The following is a 12,985-nucleotide window of genomic DNA, read 5'->3' on the forward strand; positions in this document are numbered from 1 at the left end:
CTACATGTTCACTATAAAAAAATTCCTAACTGATGTATTTTCATTTAAATAAGAGATTACCCGTCAAATCAATCAAAATATTTGCCAGTTGTTCAGTAATTGCTTTCCCGCTTTGGGCTGACAACTCAATTACGTACGCCTTAAGTTTACCGTCTACGGCCTGTTTGTTACCTTTAGCAGCCGCTTCTTTTGCCGACTGGAGTTTTGCAACAAGTGAATGCGACACCCCATCCTTACTTACAAAAGATTGAGTCAATCGGCTTAAACTATCAAAATCAACAGTTACGGTAAACTTATTTTCAGCTACTGCTGTATTCCCAGCCTTATCAGTAGCCGAAGCCGAGATTGTATGAACACCAACCCCGAAGTCATACGCATATCCTTCAGTACTAGGGCAATTAGCGGAATCAACCCCTGACACTTCATCCGATGTACTGCAGGAAATCGCTATCTTTGCATCAACAGGATACGTACCTTCATTACCGATAAATTGAATCAAAGGAGCAGTCGTATCAAGTATTATTTTTTGTTGATACGTTTCACTTACATTTCCAGCATGGTCGTTAAATTCAACATATACTGTTTTCTCCCCATCTCCTGAAGGCAATGTGAATTCTTTTGCTGTCTTATACGCTTCCCACTCTGTCCAGTCCTTAGCATTCGTGGAAAAGCGAACCTGGTTCACTCCGCTTAAATCATCTTTTGCTTCAAGCAATAGAGTAACATTCGGATCTTTTGTAAATTCCGCACCAGTATTAATCGTAAAATGCCCTTCTGGACGTGTTAAGTCCTTCTGTTTCTCTACGATGACCTCACTAACAGCCATATTACCACCATCGACTGTTGTTACACTAATCTTTGCAGTACCTTCTTTTTTCGCAGTAACTTTACCCGTTTCATCCACTACTGCTACTTCTTCATTATTACTGGACCATAGAACATCTTTATTGACAACACTCTCAGGTGTTACTGTTGCAGTCAACTGTGCAGCTTTTCCTTCTGCTAACTCCAATTTTTCCTTTTCCACAGTAACGCGTGGTACTTGTTGAACGGGCTCTTGCTTCTTGACTGTTGGAACATTTGCAAGTAATGCTTCATGTTCCCGTTTTGTAATCGGCATTACGGTTCCATGGCGAGGGCGTGCTGGTAAACTATAGTTTGTTGACATCTTCCACTCACCTGACTGTAAATTGGTTGTTTCAAAAGGAACATACCCTCTACCGCCAAATTCATCAATAAACATGTACCACTTTTCTTCCGTATTCGATTTAAAGATGGTAGGTCCTTCACCTGCACCGATTGATCCTTTTCCAATCCCTTCTTTAATAAGATCAAAAGTAGGATCAAGAACCGAATCCCCAACTTCTCCAAAAACAAATTTACCGTTTGGTGAAGATGTCGTGTTGTTTCTTTCATCTTTTGTAAAACGATAGATTTTTCCGTCATCCTTAATGATGGTGGTATCAATAACTGAATATCCATAATCCATATAAACTTTTGGTTCCGTAAACGTATGGAAATCTCTTGTTTTGCTATACATCATTTTGTTGTAAGTAGAGCCGCTATGCGCTTCATTGTCATACAATTTGGAAGCCCAGAACACAATATACTCACCAGTCGTGTCATCATACGTAACTTCCGGAGCCCATGTATTTCCAGCCTCTTTTGGAGATACTTCTACCATTCTTTGCTCTGACCAATTAATTAAATCAGTAGATTCCCACACCATTATAGAGCGGCTGCCTGTCCTTTGGGATCTGTCCCAATTCCAATCTCCATTAATTTTTAAATCTGTGGAAATTAAATAGAACTTATCACCTTCAGGGGAACGAATGATAAATGGATCTCTAAGTCCTTTTTCACCCAAATTAGAAGTGATTGCTGGCGCCCCATTGTTTAACTCCTGCCATTTAAGTGGATTGTTTCCTTCACTTAAGGCAAAATAAATTTGTTCACCATTCGAATAACCTTCTCCTGTAAAATAACTGAAGACGTATCCTTCATAGTTCTCCTTTTTCGGCATTTCTTTCACTTTAGCTAAAAATGCTTTTGTGATTGATTCCTTGTGTAATGTGAGAGTTGCTGTCAATTTAACCATTTTATCTCCTACACCATTTCCAGGACGTTTCACTTCTCCAGTTGGTGTAATGATGGAAGGGTCAGTTGATTTCCATGTAATCGTAGAACCATTAGCTCCCGATTTCGGTAAAGTTAGATTGCCGCGAACATCATTAATGTTATGAACTTTCAAATCTTCTGCATCCATTCGAACGGTCACTGAATCTTGAGGTTTCTTTAATACAATAACGGTAAATTCTTTTGTCAAAGTCTTTGTACCTTCCAATATAGTAGCTATAATTCCTACCGATTGGTCACCATTTTCATAAGAAGGTCTATTAACTTTACCATCATTTGTAATAATGTTTTGATTTTGTGATTCCCAAGTGATGGATGTTCCAAATGCCCCATTTTTAGGGAAAGATAAATCCGAATTAATTTCGTCTTTGTTTTGGTTCTGATTGATAAAAATGGAGTAATCTAATTTTTCAGCAGCGTGATTTAGCAGTAGTCCATCCATGGCAGCAATTTTTTTATCAGCTTCTTCTTTTAGTTTACTTACTTCTGTAGCTGTCAAAGCTCCATCAAACACTTTAAAATCTGCGATCATTCCTCCAAAATACGGGTCAGAAGAATAAAAGGAACGCCCGATAAAACCACTTCTCCCATTAACATTGTTGATTTGTGCAAATGTATAACCGTTCGTAGAACCAGTACCCACTTCAACCCCATCAATGTACAGCTTTATCGTTTTTTCAACACCTGACATAACAGTAGTTATCAACTTCCATTCACTCGACTTTAATGGCCCATTTGTCGCATTTACACCTGCTTCATTCATCCAGCTTGTTATCCCGAGTCCTGCTCTTGAAGAGCGGTCACCCGAGTTACGCTTCGGCGTCGTAAACAAATATTTGTTACTGTCCTGACCTAACGCATATAACCATTCAGATTCATTAACACCTTTCCAATTCACCAAAGAAGAAACGGTGATACTATCCAAATTATTTAAGACACCTTTAGGCATTTCAATATATGAACTTGTAGAACCGCCTTTAAAGCTTATAACTCCTGCATCTGTCCCCTTAATAAGCTCAGCGTTTTGGGAATTAATCAACTTTCCATCAAAATTCCCAGTGCTATCTTTCACTGTTGTACCTTCAATATTGTTCATATCATAATCAAGAATTACCTTTACTTCTTGTAATTCCTCAGCAAATGTGGATTTCGGAACTATTCCTGATACGGTATTAAAGAGCATCAAGGTTAATAAAAAAGTTGAAAGCCTTTTCCTCTTCATGTTTCCCCTCCTGATCAAAATGGTTTTATTATAGTAAATTCACTTCAGATTTCCCTCTCATCGTTGATTCAGGTAGCGAGTGCTTTTCTTTCTTTTCTTTTTATAATGGTTTTGTTTCTCTCACTCTGAATGACGATAATTCGTTGAAGTACGATAAAAACAAACAATAAGACTCCAATTACAATTCTTGTCCACCATGAACTGAGTGTCCCTTCAAACATGATAATGGTTTGAATTACTCCCATACTCAGCACGCCAAACATTGGACCAACAACATATCCATACCCTCCGGTTAAAAGAATTCCACCTATGACACATGCTGCAATGGCATCCATTTCTAGACCTAATGCGTGAAGCCCATATCCAGACAACATGTAGAAGGTGAAAACCAATCCTCCGAGGGCAGAACTAAAGCCACTGATAGCGTAAATGAGAATTTTCGTTCTTACAACAGGCAGTCCCATAAGCATAGCCGATTGTTCGTTTCCACCAATGGCGTAAACAGTCCGGCCAAACTCTGTATATTTAGCCACATACATGGCTGCCAATACAAACACAATACTAATCAATACACTAATGGAAATAAAATATTGGCCACCCAGCATTATTTTATAGTGAGATAGCTTAGTAAACAATGGATCTGTGATAGTAATAGATTCGATGCTAATAAAATAACAAAGTCCTCTAGCCAAAAACAAACCTGCTAATGTAACAATCCATGGATGTAATTGAAAACGCTGAATGATGTATCCTTGCGCAAATCCAAATATGATTCCCATTAAAAGAACTACAACCATAACAATAATCGGGTTTGCACCTTTCTGAAGCATACTTGCGGACACCATAGTGGTTAGCGCAACAACCGATCCTACTGACAAATCGATTCCACCAGATAATATAACAAATACTAATCCTGTAGCAATGATGATTAAAAAAGCATTGTCGATAAATAGATTCAGAAAGACTTGCGATGATAAAAAGCCCGTATATCGAAAAGAACCTACACTAAATAAGGAAAGAAATAGAATTATGGTCGAAATTAACGTGATATTTAATTGACTAACTCGCAGCATGTTTCTCATTAGATTGAATTACTCCCTTCTTACGCTTGCTGCCCATTTTTAAGATAAATAAGCTTCTGAATTTTTCCGATTGAACAAGCGATACGATAATAACTACAATTGCTTCTACCACGAGTATACTTTCTGGAGGAACTCCAGTGGAATAAATAGTTGTTTTTAACATTTGAAGGAAAATAGCACCGATAATGGTACCTGATAGGTAAAACCTTCCACCGTTCATTGAAGTACCACCAATCACGACAGCTAAAATTGCATCTAACTCCATCCATAATCCAGCGTTATTTCCATCTGCACTCTTCACGTTCGAACTAATTAAGATTCCTGCGATCCCAGCGCACAAACCACAGATCACATAAGCCCAGAAGATGATCTTCTTCGAATTAATCCCTGTAAAACGGCTGGATTCCATATTTCCGCCTACCGACTCTAAAAACAATCCCATTGCGGTTTTTCTCATAAGCAAGTAAACTAATAACCCCACTACCGCGGCAACAAAAATAGCAAACGGTATTCCTAAAAAGTATCCACCACCAAAAAAGCTAAACGGTTTATAGTAGACAGTGATAATTTGTCCTTCACTGAACAGCTGCGCAATTCCCCGTCCAACTGTCATAAGGATAAGGGTGGCTACCATTGGTTGAACACCTATTTTAGATACCAATGCGCCATTCCACATTCCGCAAAGGACGGAAGCACCAAGGGCAGCAAGGATGGCTAGCGCCATAGGCGTATCACTTACATACTCTTGAACTCCATTGTTAACAACCAGAGTTCCTCCGATCAGGTAAGCTGCCATTGCACCTGATATCGCCACAACAGCTCCAACCGAGATATCCACACCAGCTGTTGCAATAACTAAGGTCATACCAATAGATACAATAATAAGCGGAGCCGCCCGATTTAATATGTCAATAATGGTTCCAAATAAATGACCATTCTTGATTTCGATGGTAAAAAAACCTGGTATATAAAAATAATTAAATATAAGTAATGCTAAGAGGGCCATTAAAGGCCAAAATACCCTTGAATGCCTCAGTTTATTCCATTGATTAAGAAACATTTGCGCCAGCTCCTGCTATAGTTTTCATAATAATACTTTCTGATATATTCTCTCCGCGAAGCTGTCCAATCGGAGAACGGTCACGCAAAACAATTACCCGATCGCAACAAGCTACTAATTCTTCCAATTCGGAGGAAATAAGCAAAACCGTCATACCATCATTAGCAAGTGTTCGTATTAATTTTTGAATTTCCGTCCGGGTTCCTACATCAATTCCACGAGTAGGTTCATCTAATATAAGCAATTTCGGATTGGTTGCCAGCCATCTCCCAAGAATCACTTTTTGTTGATTACCTCCACTTAGATTTCTGATTTGTTGTTCCATAGATGGGGTAGCTATTCGCAGCATATTAATATATTTATTAGCGATTTCCTCTTGTTCTTTTCTAGAGATATAATTGAATATGCCTCTTTTAGCCTGAAGAGCAAGAATCATGTTTTCCCTGATAGTTAATTCTCCGATGATGCCCTCTTTTTTACGATCTTCCGGACAAAATCCCATTCCTTGTTGTATAGCTTTTTTAGGATACATGGCCGAAATCTTTTTTTCATCTATATAAATGACACCATCGTCCGCTTTATCAATTCCAAATATCAGCCTAGCAATTTCAGACCTGCCGGAACCAAGTAAACCAGCAAGACCAAGTACTTCCCCTTTTTTCATTTCCAGATCAAATGGCTCTATCGTGCCTTTTTTTCCTAGACTGACAGCTTTTAAAAAATGTTCTTCCTTTTTCTTTAAAGAAGAACCTATGCTTTTGTTTTGTTTGCTGTGTTCTTTTTCATCGATTTCTCTACCAACCATTTTAGTTACTAATTCTATCCTAGATAATTCACTCGTTTTGTACTCGCCAATGAGTTTACCGTTCCGAAGGACGGTAATACGATCCGTTATTTCATAGACTTGATCTAGGAAATGTGTGACAAATACGATTCCCATTCCTTCATCACGCAGCTTACGCATGATCTTAAACAACTGTTTTACTTCGTTTTCATCCAAACTCGCGGTCGGTTCATCCAAGATTAATACCCCTGCTGAAATATCAACTGCGCGAGCAATCGCAATCATTTGTTGAATGGCAACAGAGTATGAAGAGAGTAATTTAGTCGGATCAATATCGAGATTTACTCGCTTCAGGATTTCTTGTGATTCTTGATTCATTAACTTCCAATCGATTCTGCCGCCTTTTTTCGGTGGTCTGCCAATAAAAATATTTTCTGCTACTGTCAAATTAGGGCATAAATTCACTTCCTGGTAAACCGTGCTTATTCCAATATTTTGGGCATCTAGTGGAGATTTCGGCTCAATGTTCTTTCCGTCGAAAAGGATGGTTCCTCCATCAAAATTGTGGACTCCGGTTAGCACTTTAATTAACGTCGATTTACCTGCACCGTTTTCACCCATGAGAGCATGAACTTCTCCTTTACGAAGAGTAAAGTTAACGTCAGACAAAGCCTTCACTCCAGGAAAGGACTTTGTGACACCTTCCATGTATAGAATTGGTTTCTCTTGTATGAACATTGTTTTAATGCTCCTTTTGTTTATTTTATGAGTAATTTAGGAGTTCCCTAATAAGAGAGCTCCTATATCTAAAAAAGCTTTTAATATTGTCGATTAGGGAATTCCTTTGCTGCATTAGTTGTATCAAAGATACCTTCTTCTGTCTTAATCCACTTTGGTAATTCTTTACCTGCTTTAACATCCTTAATGGCTTGCATCAACTGTTCTCCTAATAATGGGTTACATTCAATAGAGGCATTTAACTTGCCAGCCATCATCGCCTCAAAAGCACCTTTTACACCATCAACAGAAATGATTTTGATATCTTTCCCTGGAGTTAAGCCATATTCTTCAATCGCTTGAATTGCACCGATTGCCATATCGTCATTGTGAGAATATACGACATTGATATTTTTTCCATCAGACTTTAAGAATGCTTCCATTACTTCTTTACCCTTAGTACGGGTAAAGTCACCTGTTTGAGATTTAATAATTTTATAATTCGTATGATCTTTGATTACTTCTTCAAAACCAGCTTTTCGGTCAATGGCAGGAGCAGAACCTACAGTTCCTTGGAGCTCAACGATATTTACCGGCTTATCCGTTTTTACATTGTCCAACATCCATTGTGCCGCTTTCTTGCCTTCCTCAACGAAATCTGATCCAATCATCGTTTTATAAAGGGATGGATCGGCATCTACAGCACGGTCAGTTAATATAACAGGAATACCTGCTGTTTTTGCTTCTTGAAGAACTGTATCAAAACCTGTTTGAACAACAGGAGAGAAAGCGATTACATCCACCTTCTGAGCAATAAAGGAACGGATTGCTTTAATTTGGTTTTCCTGTTTTTGCTGGGCATCTGAGAACTTTAATTCAATTTGTGGGTCTTTTTCTGCACTTTCTTTGACTGACTTAGTATTAGCTGTTCTCCACTCGCTTTCAGCTCCTACTTGTGAAAAACCAACGACAATCTTCCCATCTTTCCCACTACTTGAACCACTACTCGCCTGTTGGTTGTTCCCGGCAGCACATCCTGTCATTAATGAGATCGCAGTTGCTGTTGAAATTAATGCAGTAAACAATTTTTTAAATTTTTTCATTTGACTTCCCCCTTAATTAATTTGAATCTATGTTCATTATAAATAATTACTCTAGTATTGTATTTTCAATGAAATGCGTTTTTTTATAATATTCCGCTTTCTTTTTTACATTAGAAAATATAATATTTAAGTGATTATTTTTTTAAAAATAAAAAAATAGACCCTAAAACCTACTATTTAGTAGTTTTTGGGGTCTATTTAATGATCATTCTGGCTTATTTTAAGTAGAGCATATCCGACAAAGAAATCAAAATATTTGCCTGTTTTTCAGTAATAGTTTTCCCTATTTGGGCAGACAGCTCATTTTCATACGCCTTCAATGTACCGTCCACGGTCTGTTTGTTACCTTTAGCGGCTCCTTCTTTTGCTGATTGGAGTTTCGCCACAAGTGAATGCGCCACCCCATCCTTACTTACAAAGGATTGGGTCAATCGGCTTAAACTATCAAAATCAACAGTTGCAGTAAATTCGATGTCGACTTTGCCGGTATTTCCTGCTTTATCAGTGGCAGAGGCAGTGATTTTATGAGCCCCTAACTCGAAGGTATAGGCTGGTCCTTCAACACTTGGGCATTCTTTAGAAGCAATACCAGACAAATCATCGATGGCATAGCAAGTTATATTTATAAGCGTATCGACAGAATAAGTATCCTGAAGTCCAATAAATTGAATCACAGGGGCAGTCGTATCAAGGGTTATCTTTTGTTGATACGTGTTACTGACATTTCCCGCGTGGTCGTTAAATTCAATGTAAACAGTCTTCTCCCCATCACCTGAAGGCAGGGTGAATTCTTTTGCTGGCTTATACTCTTCCCATTCTGTCCAATCCTTAGCATTGGTGGAAAAACGAACCTGGTTCACTCCACTTAGTTTATCGGTTGCTTCAAGTGATAGTGTAACATTCGGATCTTTTGTAAATTCCGCACCAGAATTTATCGTAAACTTCCCTACAGGACCTTCTGTATCTACATAAACTGGATCAGTTATACCTGTCAAGGTTGGTTTTACTGGCTTTATAGTGCCATTTTCGTTAAACTCCATCTTATCAATCACCACTTCACGGTTAAATCCGTTTCCATCAGGCATTGCATGGCGGGCATAAACAATATAATATTCATCCGTGTTTGGTATATTTAATACAGAGTTATGACCTGGCCCTTTGATTCCAAGGCTTAAATCTTTACTCAGAATGACACCTTTCTTTGTCCATGGTCCCATTGGAGATGTCCCTGTTGCGTAAGCAACCTGATAATTCTCGCTACCTGTATCATCTTCTGACCACAATAAGTAATAAATACCGTTTCTTTTAAATACAACAGATCCCTCTCTAAAATTAGGCGGGGTCATCTTGACTGGAGTACTTGCAAAAGAAACCATATCATCATTTAGCTTTGCACCATAGAGATCACCATTACCCCAATAAAAGTAAGATTGGCCATCATCATCTGTAAATACGTATGGATCAATGGCTTGGCCGGAATATTTTCCACTTGGCACCAATGGTTTGCCTAAAGCATCTTTAAATGGTCCTGTTGGTGTTGGTGCTGTTGCTACACCAATGTTGGCGTCTGCACAGAAATAGTAATAATATTTACCATTCTTTTCTGCGATTGCCGGTGCCCAAGCGCGCTTATCTGCCCATGTAACATCGTCAGTTGCTAAATCTAAGATTACACCCTCGTCTTTCCAATTTATTAAATCTTTTGAGGAGAATGCTTTAAATTGTGAACCTGACCAACCGGTAAAGCCATCTGTTGTAGGATAAATATAATAAGTATCACCAAAAACAGCGATCTGTGGATCTGCATAAAGTCCTGGCAATGTACCTGATGGATATACTTTTAAACTCACAGTCCATTCCTGCTTATTTCCATCCTTGTCCGTCACCGTATAGGTAATAGGATTAGTAAAATCCTGTCCTTCGCCTGACACTGGACTTACAGTAGATCCAGGTTTAATAGTTATAGTTGGAGCCAAATTAGTTATATCCAAACCTTGTCCTTCTTTAACAGGAACTGTAATTCTATGTGATTTAGAATCTATTTCAGATTGACCTTTTTGACCAGGTACTACAAAATTGCCAATTCCAGTCGATTGAATAGACATTTCTAGAATTTCTGCTTCTGAAAGTGTACGATTATATACCTTTACGTTGTCGAAATAACCTTTGAAGTATTGGTCTCCTGAGTAAAAGGATTTACCTAAAAATGCTGATAATTGTGCACCTAAGTCTGTCATTGATACTGTTACATTGTTATTTTCAGCTACAAGTATCCCATCCTTATACATGGCCATACTTGTAGGTGTAATGACAAGTTTGATATTGAACCACTTGCTCTTAATAGAAGTGGTATTTGTTTTTACCTCCTGTTCCGATGACCAGCTAGTAGTAGTCATCGCATTTCTTATTTCCGTATCGCGTGTTCTTAGGAACATATATTTTTGGTCATTCTTTCCTATGGCAAAGGTAAAGAAGTTTCCTGATACCGTTTCCGGTTTAATATCCATAGAGATAGTCACAGTATTTCTTCCATCAAAGAAACCTGTCGGAAAGGCGGCAAATGTATTAGTTGTTCCATCTAGATATAATGCCTTTGAATCCTTTTCGGTATCTGTCACATAAGTTGCATTTCCATTCAATGTACCTGTATGGTTATTTCCCGAATTATCCTGGATCGTCCTGTCTGTAGTGACTGCATCAAAGTTATACTCAAGAATTGGCTGTTCTTGTTCTTCTTCATCAGGCACTTTGACCACTTTATCCCATTTGGCCATTACAGCATCGTACTCTTCTTGTGTAAGATTGAGTACTGATCCATGTCTCTTACGGTTAGAACCCAAAGAATAGTCTGCAGCTGTTAATTTAGTGAACTGGCCGCTTGCTAAATCAGATGTAATTAATGGAAGATAACCTTTTCCAGTCGCATACTGATCGACCATTAAATTCCATGCATTTCTATCATTGAATTTATAAATTAATGGCCCTTCAACGTCGGATCCTGTTAATCCTGTTGAAGATTGAATGGTGCCAATTTTTGACCATTCACCGAGAATTTGATTACTTTTTTCAACCGTAATTTGACCATCCCCTGAATAACGGTAATACATATTCCCATCTTCAATAATGGTTGTATCAATAATATGCTGACTACCAGGACGATCAATGAACATCTTTGGTTCCGTGAACGTATAAAAATCTCTTGTCTTTGCATAATAGATGTTATGTGGTTCGAATACCCCTTGATCATTCTTCACAGTTGAAGCCCAGAATACAACGTATTCCCCTGTCTTTTCGTCATAATATGCTTCCGGTGCCCATGCATCGCCTGCATTCGGTGGAGCTACCTCTACCATTCTTGGTTTAGACCAATTTACTAAATCTGTAGACTCCCAAATGATCAGTGATTTGCTTCCAGCCGTTTGTGCGGCACCCCAGCCTTTTCCACTGGCAATTCTTAAATCTGTTGCAATAATGTAGAATTTGTCACCCTCGGCTGAGCGTATGATAGACGGGTCACGTACACCCTTTTCACCTACATCAGACGTTATTACTGGATCAACCTCATTTAAATCTTTCCAGTGCAAACCATCTTTACTGCTAGCAAAATACATCTGTTCTCCATTTGCACTTTCACCTGTAAAGTGAGTAAATAAATAAGATGTGAAATTCTTTTTTGCCGGTTTAGCCTTAACTGTAAGTGGTATTTTCTTTGTATCGCTTATTCCCTTATACTTGATTGTTGCTGTCAATGTTACTTTTGTATCAGTTTCCTGTCTTGTTACAACACCTGCAGGAGTCTTATCGTAATTTTCATTGATTCCTTCATTTACATTTACAACAGCTGCATTGTCCGTTTCCCAAGTAATTGTTGCACCTTTATCCGTACTTGTAGGTAATGTAATGTTTCCACGAATGTCATCTGCATTTGGAATTGTTAAGTTGGCTTTTGCTAATGCAACAATTTCCTCATCTGTTAAACCAGCATTCAGTTTTACCTCTTCTGCTGATAATGTATAGTTATATACCTTAAAATCAGCTAATTTTCCAGTAAATACTGCATCAGCTGTGTACAAGGATTTACCAATATATCCGATAAAATTAGCTGTAGGGTCTGTCCCAGCTGCAAGAATATCCATTACCTTATACGTATGTGGTAGTGTTCCAACTTGTTGTCCATTTAAATAAAGTATAATTTCTCCTTCTTTAAATGTTGCTGTGAATGTATTATATTCACCTGACTTAATTGTTGCATTTTGGAAAAGAAGTTCCGTGCTAGAATTTTTAATCCCAAAACGAGTCGTTCCATTTCCTTGTTTTGGATTTAAAAAGATGTAATTGTTAACATTCGGCCAAGAACCTTCCTTTGTCCCAAGGGTGTAAAGCCAATGGCCAGCACTTGTTGTTGTGCTAAATTTTGTTTCAATTGTAAATGTTTCATCATCAATAAGTCTTTTTGGTAATTTTACATATTTAGACTTATCTCCTGTGAAGTTCAGAATTGTATCGCCTTGTTCTTCTAAAAAATCTCCATCTTGAAACCCAACATATTCTGCGTCAAATCCATTGTTCGTAACATCCGTCAACTTACCATCCGCTCTCGACATATCATAGTGAGCGATTAAGCGATTTTCTGTACTGCTAATCTCCTCCGCTTGAATTACCGGTTTTGGGATCAGTGAAAATACCATTAATACAGATAAAAATATTGAAAAATACTGCCTACCTTTCATTTCTTTCCTCCTCTATTTTTTCTTCACTCTTTTTAAAAGAAGCTACACTCCTTTCTCTTTTAGATAATTTAAAAAAAAAAAACAAAAGCTGTATTTATAAAAAACATGGATTGTTTATAATAATTGGCTATTTTTTGATGAAGCCTAATGT

The 12,985-nt window shown here is 38.0% G+C and carries 6 protein-coding genes; all 6 read right to left on the bottom strand.

All coding sequences use genetic code 11. The features are described from left to right. Window positions 1-40: 40 nt before the first annotated feature. On the bottom strand, window positions 41-3,358 hold the full coding sequence (locus COE25_RS08120) for an immunoglobulin-like domain-containing protein (protein ID WP_098932239.1): 3,318 nt from the start codon (window positions 3,356-3,358) through the stop codon (window positions 41-43). Between the two features lie 68 nt (window positions 3,359-3,426). Then, the gene (yjfF, locus tag COE25_RS08125; protein WP_098932240.1) at window positions 3,427-4,440 is read right to left on the bottom strand and encodes a galactofuranose ABC transporter, permease protein YjfF; all 1,014 of its coding nucleotides are present in this window, start codon (window positions 4,438-4,440) and stop codon (window positions 3,427-3,429) included. Then, on the bottom strand, window positions 4,418-5,500 hold the full coding sequence (locus COE25_RS08130; protein ID WP_098932241.1) for an ABC transporter permease: 1,083 nt from the start codon (window positions 5,498-5,500) through the stop codon (window positions 4,418-4,420). Before COE25_RS08130 ends, yjfF begins: the two co-directional genes overlap by 23 nt. Beyond that, complete coding sequence (locus COE25_RS08135) at window positions 5,490-7,022, bottom strand: sugar ABC transporter ATP-binding protein (RefSeq protein ID WP_098932242.1); 1,533 nt, start codon at window positions 7,020-7,022, stop codon at window positions 5,490-5,492. Before COE25_RS08135 ends, COE25_RS08130 begins: the two co-directional genes overlap by 11 nt. 80 nt (window positions 7,023-7,102) lie before the next feature. Further along, on the bottom strand, window positions 7,103-8,104 hold the full coding sequence (locus COE25_RS08140; RefSeq protein WP_098932243.1) for an ABC transporter substrate-binding protein: 1,002 nt from the start codon (window positions 8,102-8,104) through the stop codon (window positions 7,103-7,105). Window positions 8,105-8,319: 215 nt separating this feature from the next. Beyond that, window positions 8,320-12,834, bottom strand: a complete 4,515-nt coding sequence (locus tag COE25_RS08145) for a family 43 glycosylhydrolase (protein WP_098932244.1) — start codon at window positions 12,832-12,834, stop codon at window positions 8,320-8,322. Window positions 12,835-12,985 lie beyond the last annotated feature (151 nt).

The sequence above is a fragment of the Bacillus sp. AFS031507 genome (genome assembly GCF_002584635.1).
Classification (GTDB): domain Bacteria; phylum Bacillota; class Bacilli; order Bacillales; family Cytobacillaceae; genus Neobacillus.

Excerpts from the sequence above, each read along its gene's own strand:
- COE25_RS08120 (WP_098932239.1), bottom strand. The coding sequence starts at position 3,358 with ATGAAGAGGAAAAGGCTTTCAACTTTTTTATTAACCTTGATGCTCTTT.
- yjfF (WP_098932240.1), bottom strand. The coding sequence starts at position 4,440 with ATGAGAAACATGCTGCGAGTTAGTCAATTAAATATCACGTTAATTTCG.
- COE25_RS08130 (WP_098932241.1), bottom strand. The coding sequence starts at position 5,500 with ATGTTTCTTAATCAATGGAATAAACTGAGGCATTCAAGGGTATTTTGG.
- COE25_RS08135 (WP_098932242.1), bottom strand. The coding sequence starts at position 7,022 with ATGTTCATACAAGAGAAACCAATTCTATACATGGAAGGTGTCACAAAG.
- COE25_RS08140 (WP_098932243.1), bottom strand. The coding sequence starts at position 8,104 with ATGAAAAAATTTAAAAAATTGTTTACTGCATTAATTTCAACAGCAACT.
- COE25_RS08145 (WP_098932244.1), bottom strand. The coding sequence starts at position 12,834 with ATGAAAGGTAGGCAGTATTTTTCAATATTTTTATCTGTATTAATGGTA.